Annotated in this window: 20 protein-coding genes, 1 pseudogene and 1 riboswitch; of the genes and pseudogenes, 14 read left to right on the top strand and 7 right to left on the bottom strand. The window is 69.4% G+C overall.

Features of this window, described 5'->3' with window-relative positions; genetic code table 11:
- The first annotated feature begins 77 nt into the window (after positions 1–77).
- Positions 78–1,040 carry a ribokinase gene (locus ACO2RJ_RS02945; RefSeq protein ID WP_423266511.1) on the top strand — a complete coding sequence of 321 codons (963 nt, stop codon included), beginning with the start codon at positions 78–80 and terminating at the stop codon, positions 1,038–1,040.
- Positions 1,041–1,063: 23 nt separating this feature from the next.
- On the opposite strand, the gene ACO2RJ_RS02940 is transcribed toward ACO2RJ_RS02945, so the two are convergent.
- The gene (locus ACO2RJ_RS02940) at positions 1,064–2,116 is read right to left on the bottom strand and encodes a DUF2218 domain-containing protein (RefSeq protein WP_423266510.1); all 1,053 of its coding nucleotides are present in this window, start codon (positions 2,114–2,116) and stop codon (positions 1,064–1,066) included.
- Between the two features lie 153 nt (positions 2,117–2,269).
- Positions 2,270–3,016 carry an SDR family oxidoreductase gene (locus ACO2RJ_RS02935; protein ID WP_423266509.1) on the bottom strand — a complete coding sequence of 249 codons (747 nt, stop codon included), beginning with the start codon at positions 3,014–3,016 and terminating at the stop codon, positions 2,270–2,272.
- Positions 3,017–3,228: 212 nt separating this feature from the next.
- On the opposite strand from ACO2RJ_RS02935, the gene ACO2RJ_RS02930 reads away from it, so the two are divergent.
- The 5 genes and pseudogenes from ACO2RJ_RS02930 (at position 3,229) to ACO2RJ_RS02910 (ending at position 6,538) form a co-directional block, all read left to right on the top strand.
- A complete protein-coding gene (locus ACO2RJ_RS02930) occupies positions 3,229–3,723 on the top strand; it encodes a hypothetical protein (RefSeq protein ID WP_423266508.1) in 495 nt (164 codons plus the stop codon).
- 72 nt (positions 3,724–3,795) lie between these two features.
- Positions 3,796–3,897: riboswitch (TPP riboswitch) on the top strand.
- Positions 3,898–3,967: 70 nt separating this feature from the next.
- A pseudogene (gene thiO, locus ACO2RJ_RS02925) lies at positions 3,968–4,990 on the top strand (glycine oxidase ThiO); the annotation flags it as partial.
- Positions 4,959–5,156 carry a sulfur carrier protein ThiS gene (gene thiS, locus ACO2RJ_RS02920; RefSeq protein ID WP_423266507.1) on the top strand — a complete coding sequence of 66 codons (198 nt, stop codon included), beginning with the start codon at positions 4,959–4,961 and terminating at the stop codon, positions 5,154–5,156. The pseudogene thiO and the gene thiS, both read left to right, overlap by 32 nt.
- Before the next feature lie 3 nt (positions 5,157–5,159).
- Positions 5,160–5,930, top strand: a complete 771-nt coding sequence (locus ACO2RJ_RS02915; RefSeq protein ID WP_423266506.1) for a thiazole synthase — start codon at positions 5,160–5,162, stop codon at positions 5,928–5,930.
- Positions 5,927–6,538 (top strand): thiamine phosphate synthase, encoded by a 612-nt coding sequence (locus ACO2RJ_RS02910; RefSeq protein WP_423266505.1) that lies wholly within the window; start codon positions 5,927–5,929, stop codon positions 6,536–6,538. Before ACO2RJ_RS02915 ends, ACO2RJ_RS02910 begins: the two co-directional genes overlap by 4 nt.
- A gap of 18 nt (positions 6,539–6,556) precedes the next feature.
- Here ACO2RJ_RS02910 and ACO2RJ_RS02905 read toward each other — a convergent pair whose 3' ends face one another.
- Both ACO2RJ_RS02905 and ACO2RJ_RS02900 read right to left on the bottom strand, forming a co-directional pair.
- Positions 6,557–6,829 carry a hypothetical protein gene (locus tag ACO2RJ_RS02905; protein ID WP_423266504.1) on the bottom strand — a complete coding sequence of 91 codons (273 nt, stop codon included), beginning with the start codon at positions 6,827–6,829 and terminating at the stop codon, positions 6,557–6,559.
- 90 nt (positions 6,830–6,919) lie between these two features.
- Positions 6,920–8,062: a hypothetical protein gene (locus ACO2RJ_RS02900; RefSeq protein ID WP_423266503.1), complete on the bottom strand. Its 1,143-nt coding sequence runs from the start codon at positions 8,060–8,062 to the stop codon at positions 6,920–6,922.
- Between the two features lie 191 nt (positions 8,063–8,253).
- Between ACO2RJ_RS02900 and metC the strand changes: the two genes are divergently transcribed.
- Positions 8,254–9,426, top strand: a complete 1,173-nt coding sequence (gene metC / locus ACO2RJ_RS02895; RefSeq protein WP_423266502.1) for a cystathionine beta-lyase — start codon at positions 8,254–8,256, stop codon at positions 9,424–9,426.
- Positions 9,427–9,523: 97 nt separating this feature from the next.
- On the opposite strand, the gene pqqA is transcribed toward metC, so the two are convergent.
- Together pqqA and ACO2RJ_RS02885 are read right to left on the bottom strand one after the other, a co-directional pair.
- Complete coding sequence (gene pqqA, locus ACO2RJ_RS02890) at positions 9,524–9,604, bottom strand: pyrroloquinoline quinone precursor peptide PqqA (RefSeq protein ID WP_128779492.1); 81 nt, start codon at positions 9,602–9,604, stop codon at positions 9,524–9,526.
- 237 nt (positions 9,605–9,841) lie between these two features.
- Positions 9,842–10,507: an SOS response-associated peptidase gene (locus tag ACO2RJ_RS02885; protein WP_423268894.1), complete on the bottom strand. Its 666-nt coding sequence runs from the start codon at positions 10,505–10,507 to the stop codon at positions 9,842–9,844.
- A gap of 112 nt (positions 10,508–10,619) precedes the next feature.
- On the opposite strand from ACO2RJ_RS02885, the gene ACO2RJ_RS02880 reads away from it, so the two are divergent.
- The gene (locus ACO2RJ_RS02880) at positions 10,620–10,778 is read left to right on the top strand and encodes a hypothetical protein (protein WP_423266501.1); all 159 of its coding nucleotides are present in this window, start codon (positions 10,620–10,622) and stop codon (positions 10,776–10,778) included.
- 80 nt (positions 10,779–10,858) lie between these two features.
- Here the strand turns inward: ACO2RJ_RS02880 and ACO2RJ_RS02875 are convergent, their stop codons facing one another.
- Positions 10,859–11,749: a LysR substrate-binding domain-containing protein gene (locus ACO2RJ_RS02875; RefSeq protein WP_423266500.1), complete on the bottom strand. Its 891-nt coding sequence runs from the start codon at positions 11,747–11,749 to the stop codon at positions 10,859–10,861.
- 199 nt (positions 11,750–11,948) lie between these two features.
- On the opposite strand from ACO2RJ_RS02875, the gene ACO2RJ_RS02870 reads away from it, so the two are divergent.
- The 6 genes from ACO2RJ_RS02870 to ACO2RJ_RS02845 are packed head-to-tail and all read left to right on the top strand — an operon-like array spanning position 11,949 to position 17,032.
- Entirely contained in the window at positions 11,949–12,725 is a 777-nt protein-coding gene (locus tag ACO2RJ_RS02870) for an ABC transporter ATP-binding protein (RefSeq protein WP_423266499.1), read from the top strand.
- Entirely contained in the window at positions 12,722–13,459 is a 738-nt protein-coding gene (locus ACO2RJ_RS02865; protein WP_423266498.1) for an ABC transporter ATP-binding protein, read from the top strand. Before ACO2RJ_RS02870 ends, ACO2RJ_RS02865 begins: the two co-directional genes overlap by 4 nt.
- A gap of 1 nt (position 13,460) precedes the next feature.
- Positions 13,461–14,324 carry a branched-chain amino acid ABC transporter permease gene (locus tag ACO2RJ_RS02860; protein WP_423266497.1) on the top strand — a complete coding sequence of 288 codons (864 nt, stop codon included), beginning with the start codon at positions 13,461–13,463 and terminating at the stop codon, positions 14,322–14,324.
- Positions 14,321–15,241 (top strand): branched-chain amino acid ABC transporter permease, encoded by a 921-nt coding sequence (locus ACO2RJ_RS02855; protein WP_423266496.1) that lies wholly within the window; start codon positions 14,321–14,323, stop codon positions 15,239–15,241. Before ACO2RJ_RS02860 ends, ACO2RJ_RS02855 begins: the two co-directional genes overlap by 4 nt.
- Positions 15,241–15,810, top strand: a complete 570-nt coding sequence (locus ACO2RJ_RS02850) for a carboxymuconolactone decarboxylase family protein (RefSeq protein WP_423266495.1) — start codon at positions 15,241–15,243, stop codon at positions 15,808–15,810. Before ACO2RJ_RS02855 ends, ACO2RJ_RS02850 begins: the two co-directional genes overlap by 1 nt.
- The gene (locus ACO2RJ_RS02845; protein ID WP_423266494.1) at positions 15,803–17,032 is read left to right on the top strand and encodes an ABC transporter substrate-binding protein; all 1,230 of its coding nucleotides are present in this window, start codon (positions 15,803–15,805) and stop codon (positions 17,030–17,032) included. Before ACO2RJ_RS02850 ends, ACO2RJ_RS02845 begins: the two co-directional genes overlap by 8 nt.
- Positions 17,033–17,104 lie beyond the last annotated feature (72 nt).

The raw sequence follows: 17,104 nt of genomic DNA, 5'->3' as shown, positions 1-17,104 counted from the left end.
GTCCGGGCATTATTAAGCGGGCGACCGTCGCCCCGACGCATCCCAGCATTCACAGTTTTGTTCAACATGGCGCCAGAATGATGCCTGAAACAGGACGAGTTGCGAATCTTTTCATTCTCGGCAGCTTCGTAGCGGCCTGCACCGCGCAGGTCGAGCGTCTGCCGGAACCGGGGGAAACGCTCGCCGCGACGGCGTTCGCCCTCGAAGCCGGCGGCAAGGGCCTGAATCTCGCCGTTGCGGCGCGGCGCCTCGGCGCGCATGTCGACGGCCTCATCGCCATTGGTGACGATGATTTGAGCGCGCTCGCCGAACCGGCGCTGCGGCGGGCGGATCTGCCGGTCTCCATGCTGCGACGCCGGCGCGCGCCGACAGGCGCCGGGGTCGGCTTCATAGCGCAATCCGGCGAGACCTGTCTCGCCGTTCATTCCGGGGCCAATTTCGCCCTGACGGGGGAAGACGTCGCCGCCTCCGCCGAACTCGTCGCCGAGGCGGACGCCGTTCTCGCGCAGTTCGAAATTCCGGACGCCCCCATCGTGGAGGCTTTTGCGATCGCACGGGCGGCCGGCAGGCTGACGTTTCTGAACCCGTCCCCGTTCCGCCCGCCTTCGGCGGCCATGCTGGCGGACACCTCCATCCTGATCGTCAACGTCGTGGAGGCGGCCGGTCTGGCGCGAATGGTCGGCGCGCCGCCGCCGGGGGACCGCGCGGAGAGCGCCGAGCCGCTCGCGGAGGCGCTGTTCGAGCGCGGCGTCCGGGCGCTTGTCGTCACGATCGGATCCCGCGGCGCCCGGGCCTTTCGACGGGGCGAGGAGCCTCTGACGCAGTCAGCCTTCCCGGTCGCCGCCATCGACACGCTCGGCGCGGGGGACGCCTTCGCCGCCGGACTCGCGGTCGCGCTGTGCGAGGGTCGCGCGTGGGAGGACGCGCTGACCCGGGCTGTGGCCGGGGGAGCCCTCGCGACCACGCGCTTCGGCGTGTTTGACGCCCTGCCGGGCCGCGACCAAGTGGAGCGGCTTCTGGAACGGCGCGCGACGGCCTGACGGAGACCGGATCTCCGGAGGCCTCAGCGCGCCTCGCGCTCCCAGTAGCCCACCACGAGATGCCGCTCGCGGGGCAGGCCCCGGACGCTCCTGAGATGCTTCCGGATCGTCTTCGACGCGCCATATTCGCACGCGACCCAGACGAACAGGTCCGGCTCGTCGGGCCAAGGCAGGGCCGCGATCGCCGCGACGAGCGGCGCGCCGGCCGTCTCGCCCCCGCGCCGAAGCCAGCGGATCTCGAGGCCGGCGGGCGCATCGAGCGGGATCTCGTCGCTTTCGTCCTCGACCTCGATCAGGGCCGCGCCCCGGGCGTCGGCCGGCATCGCCTCGAGGATACGCGCGATTGCGGGCAACGCGGTCTCGTCGCCAGCGAGCAGCGTCCAGGCGGCCGTCGGAGCGGTGCGGCCGAGCGGCCCCGCGATCCCGCAGACCGATCCGGCCGCAGCTCGCAGGGCGAAGTCGGCGCCCGGGCCGGCGTCGGCGTGCAGCACGAAGTCGAGATCGATTTCGCCGGTCGCCACGTCGACGCGGCGCACCGTGTAGTAGCGGACCTCGGGCTTGCGGTCGTCCGCGGGCCAGATCGTGCGACCGTCGGGACCGGGCCGGGGCCATTCCGGCTCGGCCAGTCCCTCGGGCGGAAAATACATGCGGACGTGCAGGTCCTTTTCGGACGCGAAGCGCGCGACGTCCCCGGCAAAGGTCAGCCGTCGCATGCGCGGGGCGATCGTCCGGACGCCTTTCAGCGTCACCTCGCGGAAGTCGGAGAAGGCGTCGCTCCGCCCGACGCCGCCGCGCCAGACGATCGACGGCTCCGGGCCGTCCGCGAACTCCACGACATGCGAGGCCACGAAGGAGCGCAGCATTTCGAGCTTTCCGAGATCGTCGGCCTCGAGCCGCACCTTGAGCAGGGGGCCGCTGGCCTCGAGCACGCCCGCGCCGATGCCGAGATCCGCCACGGTGCGCCCCGCCGACGTCTCGCAGGCGACGTCATGCTCGGCGAGGTGTTCGATGAACTTGGCGGCGAGCCCGGCGGCGTCGGGCAGCGTGATCTCGGCTTCGGTGACGAGCGACGTCATGGACGCAACCTCCGCTGGCCTCGTGAACGCTGGCCGATCGACGATCGGCTGTAGTCCAGGAGGCGGCGCCGAGGCAAGCCAGCGCAGCAAAGTTATAGTTATTCCAATTACATGCAGGTGACTGTCCAAGAAGCTCGCGAGGGCCGCCCGAGGTCAGGCCATGTTGACCCCGCCGTTCACGGCGTAGTCCGCGCCGGTGACGTACGCCGCCTCGTCGGACAACAGGAAGCAGGCGACGGCGGCGACATCCGCGGTGTGGCCGAGGCGCTTCAGCGGCACCGCCTGGGCGACGGCGGCCTTGTAGGCGGCCTTGGCGTCGGCGGTCATGCCAGCGCGATCGTGAAAGCCGGTCTCGGTCAGTCCCGGCGTCACCACGTTCACGCGAATCTTGCGCGGCGCGAATTCACTCGCAAGCGATCGGGCGATCTGGCGGATCGCGGCCTTGGTGGAGGCGTAGACCAGCACGTCGGCGCGAGGCGAGCCGACGGTGCCCGAGCCGACCAGAAGGAACGACCCGCCGTCCCGCATCACCGGGCTGAGCGCCTTGGCCTGCAGGATCGGACCGCGGACGTTGAGCGCAAACTGCCTGTCGATGTCCTCCGCCGACACGTCCTGCAGCGTGTTGAAGGCGCCGGCGCCCGCGTTCAGGAACGCGCCGTCGAGCTCGCCGACCGTGCCGCGGATTTCGACCGCGAGCGCCTCCGCCGCCTGTGGATCCGCGGCGTCGTTCGCGATCACGACGGCGTCGGGAAGCGCCTTGCGCGCCTCGTTGATCCGGCCGGGGTTCTGCCCCGTGAGAACGACCCGCGCGCCCTCCTCCGTCAGACGCTGCGCGGTCGCGAAGCCGATGCCGGACGTGCCGCCGGTGATGAGTATGATCTTGCCCTGAAAGCGCGTCATGGCGCGGACTCCTTGGTTGGGGGAAATGACGGCGAGCGGCGAACAGGCCGCAGAATGGCGTGAGCGCGCACCTGCGCCGAGGGTCGTTCAAGTCAAGGACGGCCGCTCCCGTCGCCGGCGCATCGCCGGATTGCTCCGATGCAGGGTCGGCAGGTCCAGGACGATGACGACCGCGTAGACCGGCCCTCGCTCTCCCTCATCCGGCGACCGCCATGCTCAGAATCGCTCTGACCGCCGCCCTGCTCCTGCTTTCATCCGTCGCGTCGGCCGAGGGCGGCCGCGCCGACGGGTGGACGTACACGGCCGAACTGCCGGACGCCGGCGGCGGCTACGCCACCGCGCTCCTGCCCGCGCCCTCGGCCTCCTACAACGAACCGAGCTACATGATCGCGCGCTGCCTCAGCGGACGCACCGAATTTCTGGTCGGAACGACCGGCGGATGGGGCGCTTCCGGACAGAAGCTCGCGGTGACGTTCGAGGTCGGCGCCGGTGAAGCGAAGGCCTCGAAATGGGTCGTCTCCACCAACGGAAAGGCCGTCTTCCTCGACGACCCGCCCGAGGATTTCCTGCGGGCGATATCCGACCCGGGGACGCTGCGATTCACGGTCCGGGAGCCGAGCGGCGCGGTTCATGAGACCGTGTTCGACACGTCGGGCTTCGCGACCGTGCGCGCCAAGATCGCCAAGGCGTGCGGCTGGACGCCCTGACGGAGTTCGCGCGTCGGGATGCCGCCGCCGGCGCTTCCGGTTGACACCTGGCGGTCCGATCACCACTCTTTCCACGCATCCGAGGGGCGCCCGCAGGGGCTGAGACGGCGATCGGCCGGACCCTTTGAACCTGATCCGGGTCATGCCGGCGAAGGAACGGGTTCCGCGGCGCCTGAGGCGTCCGCTCCGCTTTTCCTTCACTGTCGACGACGATCCGTGATCGCGAGGCTTTGCGTCGAGCGGAGGTCGAAGGAGCGTTGGAGCCATGCGCGTCACGGTGATCGGCGCCGGCGTCGCCGGCCTCGTTGCAGCGGTGGAGCTCGCCCGGCGCGGCGCTGAGGTCGACGTCCTCGAGCGGAGCGAACGCCTCGGCGAAGACGCGTGCTCCTGGGCCGCCGGCGGCATGATCGCGCCCTGGTGCGAGGCGGAGGCCGGCGAGGACGAGGTCGCCGAGCTCGGACCCGAGGCTCTCGCCTGGTGGCCGCGCGAGATCGACGAGGTGGACGTCAACGGCACGCTCGTCGTGGCGTCGCGCCGCGACGCCGCCGACCTCGCCCGTTTCGCCCGACTGACCGAGCGCTACGAACGCGTCGACGGGGAGCGTATCGCGGAAATCGAGCCCGACCTCGCCGGACGCTTCGCGACCGGGCTGTTCTTCCCGCAGGAAGGCCATGTCGATCCGCGCAGGGCCCTGCCCGCGCTCATCAGGCGGCTGGAGGCCCTGGGCGGTCGCGTGCGGTTCGCGGTCGACGCCGACCCCGAGACGGCCGAGGGCGACGCCGTGCTCGACTGCCGTGGCCTCGGCGCGCGCCGCGACCTGACGGAGCTGCGCGGCGTCCGTGGCGAGATGCTGCTGCTCCGCACGGACGAGATCTCGTTCTCGCGCCCAATCCGCCTTCTGCATCCGCGCATCGCGCTCTATGTCATCCCGCGCGCGGACCATCTCTTTATGGTGGGCGCGACGTCGATCGAAAGCGCCTCGCGCGCCGGCGTCTCGGCCCGCTCGGCCGTCGAGCTCATCAATGGCGCCTATGCGCTTCATCCGGCCTTCGGCGAGGCGGAGATCGTCGAAACCTGCGCCCAGTTGCGGCCGGCGTTTCCGGACAATCTCCCCCGGATCGAGCAGCGGGGACGCCTGTTCCGTCTCAACGGCTTCTACCGCAACGGCTTCCTGCTCTCGCCGGCCTACGCCCGTAAGGCTGCGGACGCCGTATTCCAGACTTCGGAGCCTTCGCATGAAACTGATCGTCAACGGCTCAGCGCGTGAGCTCGAGGCGGCCGATCTCGCCGCAGCCCTCGCCGCGCTCGATTATGGCGACGCCGTCGTCGCGACCGCCGTCAACGGCGCCTTCGTGCCGGCGCGCGCTCGGGAAGAGACCGCGCTGACCGACGGCGACCGCATCGAGATCGTCTCGCCGCGGCAGGGAGGCTGACGCATGGACTTTTATGGAACCCCGATCGGCTCGCGGCTGCTCCTCGGCACCGCGCAATATCCCTCCCCGGCCGTGCTCGCCGACGCGGTGCGCGCCTCGGGCGCCGAAATCGTCACGGTGTCGCTCCGCCGGGAATCCGGGCGGCTGCGCGAGGGCCAGGATTTCTGGGGACTGATCCGCGATCTCGGCGTCCGCGTGCTCCCCAACACGGCCGGCTGCCATTCGGTCAAGGAGGCCGTCACAACGGCGCAGATGGCGCGCGAAGTGTTCGGCACGCCGTGGGTCAAGCTCGAAGTGATCGGCGACGCCGACACGCTGCAGCCCGACGTGTTCGGTCTCGTGGAGGCCGCCAAGATCCTGACCGACGACGGTTTCGAGGTGTTTCCCTACACGACGTCCGACCTCGTGGTCGCCGAGCGGCTGCTGGAGGCCGGCTGCAAGGTGCTGATGCCCTGGGGCGCGCCGATCGGCACCGGCATGGGGCTGAACGACGTCTACGCCCTGCGCTCGCTCCGCGCGCATTTCCCCGACGTGCCGCTGGTGGTCGACGCCGGCATCGGCAAGCCGAGCCACGCAGCGGCCGCCATGGAGCTCGGCTACGACGCCATCCTGTTGAACACGGCTGTGGCGAAGGCCGCGGACCCCGTGGCGATGGCGGGCGCCTTCGGACGCGCGATCGAAGCCGGCCGCTCGGGCTTCCTCGCAGGCCCCATCGAACCGCGCGACATGGCGGCGCCGTCCACGCCGGTGTTTGGCCGGGCGAGCCTCGCGTGAGCCAACCGCTCGACGCCTTCTATCCCGTCGTCGACAGCGCGGCGTGGGTGCGCCGGCTGGTCGGCGCCGGCGCGCGGCTGATCCAGCTGCGGATCAAGGACGCCCCCGCCGACGAGGTGCGGCGCGCGGTGCGCGAGGCGCTGTCGGACTGCCGGCGCGCGGGCGCCGTGCTCGTCGTCAACGACTACTGGGAGATCGCGATCGACGAGGGCGCGAGCCACGTCCATCTCGGCCAGGAGGACCTCGACGCCGCGGACCTCGCCGCCCTTCGGGCCAAGGGCCTGGAGATCGGCGTCAGCACCCACGACCACGCCGAGCTCGACCGCGCGCTGTCCGTCGGGGCGGATCAGATCGCTCTCGGACCGATCTGGCCAACGATCCTCAAGACAATGCCCTTCGGCCCGCAGGGGCTCGACAGGATCGACGAATGGAAGCGGGCGATCGGGGACCGCCCGCTGATCGCGATCGGCGGCCTCACGCCCGACAGGGCGCGCCAGTGCCTCGCCGCCGGCGCCGACATCGTCGCGGTCGTCAACAACGTGCTCGGCGCCGCGGACCCCGAGGCGCGGGCGCGGGAATGGCTCGCGGTCACGCGGGAGCCGGTCTGACCGAAGGCTGGGACGACGTCAGGAGACGCCGTCGTCGGTCTCGGTGGTGACCTCGTCCGGCGGGATCGCGCCGGGAGACGCCGGCGACGCCGCGGGGGCCGGCTCGCCGTCCTTGCGCTTCGAGCCGGCAAGTTCGCCGGCGTCCGGCGCTTCGTCGCCGGCCGGCGAGCCGCCCTCGCCCGGCCCGACCCCCTTGCGGTGTTCAAATTTGACGGGACGAGCGGCGTCGGCCTCGGACGCGCCGTCGACCATCGTGCTGTCCTCTTCCGGCTTAGGTGAACCTGCGCTCATCGTCGTCCCCGCGTTGCCTTGTGCCTGGGAACAAGCCGTAGCGAGGCCGATGGTTCCGCGAGCGACGCCGGGCCGCGCGCCGCGCCGCGCTCACTCGTCGGTGAGGGGACCCAGCGCCAGCGGCTCGACCTTCATCCAGTAGGCCAACTGCTGATACGTCAGGCCGACGGCCTTCAGGTCGTAGACGACTTCCGAGCGGGTCGGCCCGACGCATTCGTCCTCGCCTTTGTCGGTCTTCTGCTTCTTGCAGTAGTCTTCCGTGTCCTTGTAGTAGACGCGTCCATACAGGCCGGGCTTGCTTTGGTCGGATGAGGAGAAGAACGCGTCCGCGTCCTGGGACTGGCTCGAGGAGAAGAACGACTGGTCGTTCTGGACCGCCTGTTCGTTCCACCTCAAATTGTAGTCGTAGTAACCGGTGTAGTCGCGCTTCTTGCCGGCCGGATCGGTGAACGAGCCTTCCTCTTCGACATAGCGGATCGAGCCGGTGACCTTGTCGCTGTAAGGCCGGTCGCCGATCGTGTAGGCGAAGTTGAGGCCTCCGCCGTCGGTCAGCCAGTTGCCGAGCTCATAGTCGTAATCGAGGTTTCCCGTCACCTTGGTCGGCACGAGGAACGAGAACGGCCCGGCCGCCAGCGCCACGTTCTCGAATCCGAGGGGATCCGGATTCTTGACGGTGATGGTCACCGTTTTTCCCTCGATGACGCGGGCGTAGATCTTGTCGGCCTCGGCGCGGGCGGTCTTCAGACGCTCGGCCACGTCCCACCATTTCAGCACCCGCCGGCCCTGCAGCACGCCGCCGAACTTTGAGGACGACTGCTGGCCCTTGACGACGTCGATGCGCAGATTGCCGTCGGCCGGCAAATAGCGGCCCTTGGCGTCGATCGGAAGGTCGCCGCGCAGGATCGCGACGTCGCGCGCGATCTGCGAGGGATTGGCGGGATTGAACACGTCGTAGCGCAGGCTGTAGGTCATGCGCGCGCCCGGCTGCCTCTGGACCGTTCCGCGCATGATGAACAGGTCGGCGACCTTGAGCTCCTGGATTTCATAGGTGTCGATGCCACTCGCCGAGCGTTCGGAGCGCGAGGCGTAGTCGATGGTCATCTGTCCTGTGACGCGCGCCTTGTCGGCGGGAACCTCCACCGTGGCCCGGTTCTGGGCCGATACGGCCGCAGGCGACATGGCCGCCAGCGCGAATGTCGCCCGAACGACGAAGCGAAAGAGACGACGCGTCATCGGTAGTTCCCCCATGAACGTGTTCTTGATCTAAGGGTCAGGACGCTAACGACGGTCCAAAAAAAGCACAAGACGACTTGCGGAAGCCAGGCGCGTTCCCGGGAAGCCCGACGCCGCCCGCGCGCGGCGCTTGACGGCCGATTGCGCGAGCCGCCATGTCCTTGGCTCCGCACGAAGCAGGCGTCCCGGACATGGCGAGCGACCGCACTTACGGCCCGATGACCGAACTCGTGATCCGGGGGCGCGATCCCGCGGAGCAGTTCGGCTTCGTCAACCCGCCAATCGTGCGCGGCTCGACGGTCGTCTGGGAGACCATGGCGGATTATGCGTCCGCCAAGGGACGCTACAGCTACGGCCGACGCGGGACCCCGACCTCGGACGCGCTGTGCGACGCCCTGGCCGCGCTCGAAGGCGGCGCCCATGTCGCGCTCGCGACGTCGGGCCTCAACGCCTGCGCGCTCGCGCTGCTCGCCGCGCTCGGGGCCGGCGACCACCTGCTGATGACGGACGGCGTCTACGAGCCGACGCGGCGACTGTGCGACGGTCTGCTGAAGAAGCTCGGCGTCGAGACGACCTATTACGACCCGGCGCTCGGCGCCCATGTCGCCGACCTCATGCGGCCAAACACGAAGGCCGTCTATGTCGAGAGCCCGAGTTCGCTGACCTTCGAGATCCAGGACGTCCCGGCGATTGCGGGCGCGGCCCACGCGCGCGGCGCGGCGGTCATCATGGACAACACCTGGGCGACGCCCTTGTACTTCAAGGCTCACGACCACGGCGTCGACCTCGCGGTCTCCGCCGGCACCAAATATCTCGGCGGCCACGCCGACGTTCTCATCGGCTGGGTGTCCGCGACGGGAGCCTATGCGCCGGCCCTGAAAGCGGCCCACGGCGCGCTCGGGCTGTGCGTCGGGCCGGACGACATGTTTCTCGCGTTGCGCGGCCTGCGGACGCTCGGCGTGCGGCTCGCCCATCACCAGGCGTCGGCTCTGCGGGTGGCGCGCTGGCTGGAGCTTCGGCCCGAAGTCGCCAAGGTTCGCCATCCCGCCTTGGAAAGCGACCCCGGACACGCGCTGTGGAAGCGCGATTTCAGCGGCGCGTCGGGACTCTTCGCCCTGGAGCTCAAGCCGGCCCCGAAAGATGCGGTGGCGGCTCTGCTCGACGGGCTCGAGCTGTTCGGTCTGGGCTATTCCTGGGGCGGATTTGAAAGCCTGGCCATCCCTTACGACGCCTCCGGGGTGCGGACGGCGACGAACTGGACTCCGAGGGGCCCGACGCTGCGGCTTCACATCGGGCTGGAAGACGTCGAGGATCTGATCGGCGACCTAGAAGCCGGCCTTGAGCGTTATGTCGCCGCGAGCTGACGGCGCCCAGGCAAACGGGCCCCAAGACAAACGAAAGCCCCGCGCGGCTTGCGCTGCGCGGGGCTTCGAATTTCCTAGAAGAGACTGAGCTTTAGGCTCAGAGCTCCGCCGGGCTGTACGAGGTGACCTCGAGGCCGACGGGGGTCTCTTCAACGATGGGAGCGGTCCACAGAGCCATGATAAATCTCCTTCAGGTCACGCGGTCATTCGCACCGCGGGGCGTAGGAGCGCTTGCTGCGTCCTGTCTCGAACAACATAGGACGGGGCGGGGTGGAGCGCTAATTAATTCCCTGTCATGTTTCTCCCGCCGGGCCGGATGGCGCAGTCATCGACAGGTTTGGCGGCTTGGTCGCGGATATAAGAGCTTCATAAGCTTCACGCCCGAAGGTCGGCCCGAGATCAGCTCGGCCCGGCGTCACGCCGTTCCGGGCGCGATGTCTTCTTTCTCTCCGCGCGCCACGATTTTCAGGAGATGGGACGGGAGCGGCCTCTGAAGAGTCCGCGCCTCGGCCCAGTCGGCGCGAAGCCAGACGTCGATCTCCTCCGGGGTCGTCAGGATCGCCGGCATCGCCTTGGGGTGAATCGGCGCCACCACGTCGTTGGCCTCGGTGGTGAGGATGCCGAAAAGATCAGCCGTAACCTCGCCTTCCCGCACTTTCCTCACGCTGGTCCACCTCGCCCACAGCCCCGCGAACACGGCGAGCGGCCGGCTCTCGTCAAGGGCGAACCAGACCGTCGCCTTCTTGCCCTCCGGCGTCGTTTCGTACTCGGTGAAGCTTGTGAACGGCGCGACGCAGCGGTTTGCGGGCGAGAGCCAGCGCCGCCAATGGGGAGACGCCGTGTTGCGGATGTTGGTGACGCCGGGGTCTGTCGATCGCCCCTGCAGAGCGAAGAGCGGCGAGGGCATGCCCCAGCGCGCCAAAGCGAGCTCTCGCTCGCCGTCCGCGACCCGGACGATCGGAGCGGGCTGATCCGGAAAGATCGCCGCAAGAGCGGGTAGATTGCCTGCATGATCGCGCAAGGCGCGCGTCATCTGGCGGACCGCATCCTGCGGCTTGGTCATCGAATAGAGATTGCACATCGCTTTCGCCACCATGCCGCCCGGCTGCCCGCGACGCCAGCGCGACGTCGACGTCGACGTCGACGCGGTCCATAGTCCGCCGCCATGTCGAAGCCGGGACGCAAGAGCGACCATGACTCCAGAACCGATCCGCCGCATGATGATCGCCCGGGCGGCGATCGCCGCCTTCCTGCTCGCAGCCCCGCTGGCGGCTTGCGCCAATGTGAAGCCGGCGGAGGGAATCAACCCGGCCACCCTGCCCCACCGCGTCCAGTTGCCGCCGCGGATGTGAGCCGGCCGCTTCAGCCGCTTCGACAAAGGCGCCGATCGCGGCGATAGGGTCCGCCGGCGCGCCCGACCGCGGCTGAGGCGTCAGGCCGCCTCTTTCGTCGCTGCGTTCCGGCCGACATGCTGCTCGATATGGCGGGCGAAATGCTCCGCCGCCTGCGACAGCCCCTGGATGCGCCGCCAGAGCATGATGTCGACGTCGGCGAGCGGCGGCAGTCCGGTCTCCGGCGCGAGCCGGACGAGACCCTTGGCGTCGACCGAGGCTGACAGCACGATGACGGCGGCGTCGGCGAGCGCCATCGCCTGAAGCCCGGCGATGCTCTCCGACACGCAGGCGATCCGCCATCCGCGGCCGGCCTCGTTCAGCGCCATCAAGGCGAGGTCCCGGTAGAGATTGCCTTCGGGCAGCATGGCGAGCGGCACCTGCGGCCGGCGATGGGCGTCGCCGCCCTCCGCGCCGAGCCACACCAGCTTCTCCGCCCGCAGCCGGCTCGCGTCGCCCGTCCGGGGCTGGACGCCCGGCATGCGGGTGGCGATGGCGACGTCGACGAGGCCTTCGTCCATGTCGGTCGCGATCTGCCGGGACAGGGCGCAGCGTACCGAGACTTCGACGCGGGGATAGGCCTGCCGGAAGCTCGCCAGGGTCTCCGGCAGCAGGAAGGCCGCGTAGAGGTCCGGGCAGCCGAGGGTGACGCGGCCTTCGATCTCTTCCGACGACAGCTTGAGCTGGGCCTCGTCATGCATGCGCAGCATGGCGCGGGCGTAAGGCAGCAGCGTCTCGCCGTGCGGCGTCAGGCGCAGCCGCCTGAGATCGGTCTCGAACAACGCCTGCCCCGCCGCCTCCTCCAGTCGCCGGATCTGCAGGCTGACTGCCGGCTGCGTGCGGTGAAGCTTCTGGGCGACGCGCGTGACGCTGCGCTGCTCGACAAGCATCACGAAGGTGCGCAGCAGCATGATCTCTAACGGTCGCGCCATGGAAGCTAAATATTATTTGGCTTTTCGCAAAGCAATATAAATTTGCGTCGCGCCGATGCTGATCTTTAGGATAGCGCCTGTTCCGAAATACTGGCGAGCGATCAGGCTGAATGCACGCACATAAAGCAGTCACAGCCTACGTATTGGGCAATTTTGGCCACCGTACAGCGCCGGAGGCGGGTCCGGCCGCGCGCGCCTCGTGACCGCCCACGGCGCTCCCCTCCTCGAAGTCCGCGACGTCGCCAAGCGCTATGGCGGGCTCGCCGCGCTCGACGGATGCAGCCTCACTTTGGAGCCCGGGCGCATCACCGGATTGATCGGCCCGAACGGCGCCGGCAAGACCACGCTTCTCAACGTCATGACCGGCATGGTCCGACCCGACGTGGGCGCCGTTCTCCTCTCGGGCCAGGACGTCACGCCGCTTGCGGCGCATCGCTTCGCGGCGCTCGGCGTGGCGCGCACCTTTCAGGTCGTTCGCGAACTCGGCAGCCTCACCGTGTTCGAGAACCTGCTGCTGGCGCCCCGCGGCCAGAGCGGCGAAGGCGTCGTCGCGAGCCTGTTCGGACGCCGAAAATGGTGGGCGCAGGAGAGCGCGAACGCGCTCAAGGCGAAGGCGCTTCTGGAGCGCGTCGGCCTGTTCAGGCTCGCCGACCAGCCGTCCGGCGGCCTGTCCGGCGGCCAGAAGAAGCTCCTCGATCTCGCGCGCGCCCTGCTGCTGGAGCCGAAGCTCATCCTTCTCGACGAACCCGGCGCCGGGGTCGCGCCGCCGCTCAAGTCCGAGATGATCCGGCTGGTGCGGGAGCTGAAGGCCGAGGGCGTCTCCTTCGGACTCGTCGAGCACGACATGCATCTGATCGGCGAGCTCTGCGACCATGTCCACGTGATGGCCGAGGGCAAGCGGCTGGTGTCCGGGTCCTTCGACGAGGTGGTGAAGGACCGCCGCGTCGTCGAAGCCTATCTCGGGGTCGCGGCGTGAGCGCGGCGGATGCGATCCCGGCTCTGTCGGTCCGGGACCTCCGGGCGGGCTACGGCCGCGGCGGCGACATCGTCCGCGGAATCGATCTCGACCAGGCGCCGGAGACGATCCTCGCCGTGATCGGCCCGAACGGATCGGGCAAGTCGAGCTTCGTGAAGACGCTCGCCGGGCTGCTCGACGTCCGCTCCGGCCATGTGAAGGTCACAGGACACGACGTCACGGCGGAGACGCCCGCCAAGCGCGTCGCCGCGGGCCTCGCTTACGTGCCGCAGGAAGCGAACGTCTTTCCGAGCCTCACCATCGGCGAGAACCTGAAGCTCGCCACCGAGTTCCTGCGCGGACGCGCCGGGGTCGGGGCCGAGCAGCGGGCGCGGGTGCTGGAGCTCTTCCCGGAGATCGCGGCGCGGCTCAGGGCGCGCGCCGGCGATCTGTCCGGCGGCCAGCGCCAGATGCTCGCTTTCGCAAGCGCGCTGCTCGCGAACCCCGAGGTGCTGCTGCTCGACGAACCGTCGGCCGGCCTTAGCCCGAAGATCGTCGGCCAGACCATGGAGGCGATCGTCCGCGTCCGCGAGGCCGGCGTCACCGTGCTGCTGGTCGAGCAGAATGTCGGGGCCGCGCTCGGGATCGCCGATGAGGCGGTGGTGCTGGTGGCGGGCCAGGTGAGCCTTCGGGCGTCGGCGAAGGAGGTCGGCGCCGCCGATCTCGGCGAGCTGTTCTTCGCGAAGGTCGCCTGAGATGGCGGCGCAGCTGTTCCTCAACGGCCTCGTCACCGGCCTCCTCCTCGCCTTGCCGGCGCTCGCGCTGACGCTGATCTTCGGCGTGCTGAAATTCGCCAATTTCGCGGTCGGCGCGATGCTCACCCTCGGCGCCTACGCCGCCTGGGTCGCGAACGTCCAGCTCGGCCTGCCGCTGACCGCCTCCGCCGCGATCGCGGCCGTCACCGTCGCGCTCGCCGGGCTGCTCGCCGACCAGCTCGCCTTCGAACGGCTGCGCCCGCGCGGCTCGATCGGGCTGCTGGTCGCCTCGATGGGCGTGTCGCTGGTCATCGAGAACGTGTGCCGCTTCGTCTTCGGCAACGCCAGCCGGGGCTTCGACGCTCCCCCATCGCGGCCGATGCGGTGGGAGGGCCTGCGCATCAACCAGGAGCAGATCACGACGGCGGTCACCGTGATCGTCTGTCTGCTGCTGGTCGACGCGCTTCTGCGCTTCTCGCCGCTCGGCCGCGCGATGCGGGCGGTCGCCGACAACGCGTCGCTCGCGGCGGTCCGCGGCGTCGAGCGCCGCACCATCGCGCGGCTGACCTGGGTGCTGGTCGGCGCGCTGCTCGGCCTCGCCGGGGTGCTCGCCGGCCTCGACCGCGCAATCGATCCGCTGATCGGCTGGAACTACCAGATCCCGATCTTCGCGGCCGCGATCCTCGGCGGCCTGGGCTCGCCGCTCGGCGCGGTCGCCGGCGCGCTGGTGATCGGCGTCGCCGAGGAGATGTCGGCGCTGGTGATCCCGACCAACTACCGGCAGGTGGTGAGCTTCGCGGTGATCCTCGCGCTGCTGCTGTTCCGGTCCAACGGCCTGTTCGGGGCGAAGGCGGCGCGCAAATGATCGCTTATCTCATCACCATCGCCATCCTGGTCTGCATCGCGGGGCTGGTGGGGCTCGCGCTGAATCTGCAATGGGGCCTCGCAGGCCTCGTGAACTTCGGCGTCGTCGGCTTCGTCGCGATCGGCGCCTATGTCACGGCGCTGCTCGCCCCGCATGTCGGCTGGCTGCCGGCCATGATCGCGGCCGCCGCGCTGTCGGCTTTGCTCAGCGGCGGGCTCGCGCTGCTCGCGATCCGGCTCGAGGAGAACTACCTCGCGATCGTCACCATCGGCTTCGGCGAGGTCGTGCGGCTCGTCATTCTGAACGAGGACTGGCTGACGCGCGGCGCGCTCGGCATCGCCGACATCCCGCGGCCCTTCGCCAATCTCGGCGAGACGTTCGGCGGCGACGCCGTGTTCATCGTCTTCGCGGTCGCCCTGGTCGCGCTCGTCTTCCTCATTCTGGAGGGCATGGCGCGTTCGCCCTTCGGCCGGGCGCTGCGCGCGATCCGCGACGACGCGACGGTGACGGCGGCGCTCGGCAAGAACGTGTTCGCCCTGCGGGTCCGGGCCTTCGCGGTCGGGGGCGCGGTGATGGGGATCGCGGGCGCGCTCCACGCCTTCTACCTCACCTATATCGACCCCGGGCAGTTCACGCCGATCGTGACGGCCTACGCTTTCATGGCGGTGATCGCGGGCGGCCGCGGCTCGAATGTCGGGCTGCTGGTCGGCGCGGGCTCGATCATGGCGCTGCTCGAAGGCACGCGCTTCCTCAAGGATTTCATCACGGTGATCGACGGCGTGCAGCTTTCGGCGCTCCGCCTCGGGCTGATCGGCGCCGGCATCGTGCTGCTGCTGATCCTGCGACCGCAGGGCCTGGTGCCCGAACCCCGCCGGCGCGCCGCGGACGCGCTGCCCCGCGAAACCGGAGCCTCGTGATGCCGCGCGTCGCGCCCCTGCCCTCCTCCGTCCTGCCGCCGCATCAGCGCGAGCTCTACGAGCTGTTCGCGAACGGCTACGCCGACTTCCGCGGACAGGCGGCCGCGCTCGCGCATGTCCCGGTCGCGCTCGAAAGCCTCTACGGCATGCTGCTCGAGCTCAGGCGCGCCGCGAACCTGCCGCTGCGCTATGTCGAGCTCGCGGTGGTCACGGTGTCGAAGCTCAACGCCTGCCCCTATTGCGTGGCGCATCATGAGCCCCTGCTCGCGATCGAAGGCGTCCCGGCGGACGCGATCGCGGCGCTGCCGGCGTCCGACCATCCCGCCTTCGACGAGACCGACCGGCTCGTGATCGAATATGCGCGCCTCGTCACCGAACGGTCGTGGGGCCTGCGCGACAGCCTGTTCGATCGCCTCCGCGCCCGCTTCACAGAGAGCCAGATCGTGGAGCTGACGCTTCGCGTCGCGCTCGCCGGCTTCTTCAACCGCTTCAACGACGCCCTGCAGGTCGACGACGGCCTGGCGGCGGCCGCCCTCGATCCTCAAGAGAAGGACCACCCGCATGACTGACAGCAGCTTCGTGGTGAACCGCCGGGCCGTCGTCGCCGGACTCGGCGCCTTGCCGCTTTCGGCCGCGCTCGGCCGGCCGGCGTTGGCGCAGTCCGGCGACGTGCCGCTCGGCATGGTGCTGCCCTTCTCGGGCGCGACCGGCGCCTATGGGCCGGCGATGAAGCAGGCCGCGGAGCTCGCGGTCTCCAAGGTCAACGCCGCCGGCGGCATTCTCGGCGGCCGGCAGGTGAAGCTGTTCATCGAGGACAGCGAGACCAGCGCGACCGCAAGCGTCGCGGCGAGCAAGAAGCTGCTCGAGGTCAACAAGGTGGAGCTCGTCGGCGGCTTCTGGGGCAGCCCGGAGGCTCTGGCGGCGAAGCCGATCATCCTCGCCGCCAACAAGGTGCAGATGCTGTCCTGCGCCGCGAACGCCGTGACGGAGGGCGAGACCAAGGGGCTGATCTACCGCCTTCAGGCGAAGAGCAGCCAGTGGGGGCCGGCCGGCGCCAAGGTGATGCAGAAGATCGGGGCCAAGAAGGTCACCGTGCTCGCCCAGCAGAACCCGTTCATCGTCGCGATGGTCGAGCCCTTCAAGGCCGAAATGGCCAAGATCGGCGGCCAGGTGATGGACGTCATCATGTACAATCCCGACCAGGCCTCCTACCGCGCCGAGGTCGAGAAGGCGTTCGGGCCGGAGCCGGACGCGGTGTTCGTGCTGCCGCTACTCACCGACATGGTGTCGATCTCGAAGGAGATCTTCCGCGGCGGCTTCACCTCGAAGGTGGTGTCGCTCGGCACCGGCGCGGACGCGGAAGGCAAGTTCATCCAGGCGGTCGGCCCCGAGGTCTCCGAGGGCATCTATCACCTGCAGCCGTCGCCGCCGATCGACAGCCCGTCCTACGCCAGATTCGTCGAGGAGATGGGCGCGCCGAAGGGCACCGTCTTCCTGTTCGCCGGCAACGCCTGGGACCAGGTCTGCATCACCATGCTGGCCATGGAGCACGCCAAGACCCAGGAGGCGGCCGTGTGGACGAAGTCCGTCCGCGAGGTCTGCAACCCTCCCGGCGAGAATGTCGACGACCTCGTCGAGGCGTTGAAGATGATCCGGGACGGGAAGAAGATCAATTTCAACGGCGCCGGCTGCACCTGCGACTTCGACGACAAGGGCGACTCGATCAACCGCTCCTTCTACGTCCAGCTGATCAAGGACGGGAAGAACACCCCGGTCGGCGTCGTCGCCTGACCGGAACCAACGACTGAAGCAGCGAAAAGAAACCTATAGCGCGCGGCGACTCCGCCGCGCGCCCAGGGAGGC

This window comes from Hansschlegelia sp. KR7-227, from assembly GCF_049446035.1.
GTDB lineage: Bacteria > Pseudomonadota > Alphaproteobacteria > Rhizobiales > Methylopilaceae > Methylopila.
This window is presented reverse-complemented; position numbering and strand designations above follow the sequence as displayed.

What these genes read in the sequence shown, in the direction of transcription:
- ACO2RJ_RS02945 (WP_423266511.1), top strand. Translation starts at nt 78, where the DNA reads ATGATGCCTGAAACAGGACGAGTTGCGAATCTTTTCATTCTCGGCAGC.
- ACO2RJ_RS02940 (WP_423266510.1), bottom strand. Translation starts at nt 2,116, where the DNA reads ATGACGTCGCTCGTCACCGAAGCCGAGATCACGCTGCCCGACGCCGCC.
- ACO2RJ_RS02935 (WP_423266509.1), bottom strand. Translation starts at nt 3,016, where the DNA reads ATGACGCGCTTTCAGGGCAAGATCATACTCATCACCGGCGGCACGTCC.
- ACO2RJ_RS02930 (WP_423266508.1), top strand. Translation starts at nt 3,229, where the DNA reads ATGCTCAGAATCGCTCTGACCGCCGCCCTGCTCCTGCTTTCATCCGTC.
- thiS (WP_423266507.1), top strand. Translation starts at nt 4,959, where the DNA reads ATGAAACTGATCGTCAACGGCTCAGCGCGTGAGCTCGAGGCGGCCGAT.
- ACO2RJ_RS02915 (WP_423266506.1), top strand. Translation starts at nt 5,160, where the DNA reads ATGGACTTTTATGGAACCCCGATCGGCTCGCGGCTGCTCCTCGGCACC.
- ACO2RJ_RS02905 (WP_423266504.1), bottom strand. Translation starts at nt 6,829, where the DNA reads ATGAGCGCAGGTTCACCTAAGCCGGAAGAGGACAGCACGATGGTCGAC.
- ACO2RJ_RS02900 (WP_423266503.1), bottom strand. Translation starts at nt 8,062, where the DNA reads ATGACGCGTCGTCTCTTTCGCTTCGTCGTTCGGGCGACATTCGCGCTG.
- metC (WP_423266502.1), top strand. Translation starts at nt 8,254, where the DNA reads ATGGCGAGCGACCGCACTTACGGCCCGATGACCGAACTCGTGATCCGG.
- pqqA (WP_128779492.1), bottom strand. Translation starts at nt 9,604, where the DNA reads ATGGCTCTGTGGACCGCTCCCATCGTTGAAGAGACCCCCGTCGGCCTC.
- ACO2RJ_RS02885 (WP_423268894.1), bottom strand. Translation starts at nt 10,507, where the DNA reads ATGTGCAATCTCTATTCGATGACCAAGCCGCAGGATGCGGTCCGCCAG.
- ACO2RJ_RS02880 (WP_423266501.1), top strand. Translation starts at nt 10,620, where the DNA reads ATGACTCCAGAACCGATCCGCCGCATGATGATCGCCCGGGCGGCGATC.
- ACO2RJ_RS02875 (WP_423266500.1), bottom strand. Translation starts at nt 11,749, where the DNA reads ATGGCGCGACCGTTAGAGATCATGCTGCTGCGCACCTTCGTGATGCTT.
- ACO2RJ_RS02860 (WP_423266497.1), top strand. Translation starts at nt 13,461, where the DNA reads ATGGCGGCGCAGCTGTTCCTCAACGGCCTCGTCACCGGCCTCCTCCTC.
- ACO2RJ_RS02855 (WP_423266496.1), top strand. Translation starts at nt 14,321, where the DNA reads ATGATCGCTTATCTCATCACCATCGCCATCCTGGTCTGCATCGCGGGG.
- ACO2RJ_RS02850 (WP_423266495.1), top strand. Translation starts at nt 15,241, where the DNA reads ATGCCGCGCGTCGCGCCCCTGCCCTCCTCCGTCCTGCCGCCGCATCAG.
- ACO2RJ_RS02845 (WP_423266494.1), top strand. Translation starts at nt 15,803, where the DNA reads ATGACTGACAGCAGCTTCGTGGTGAACCGCCGGGCCGTCGTCGCCGGA.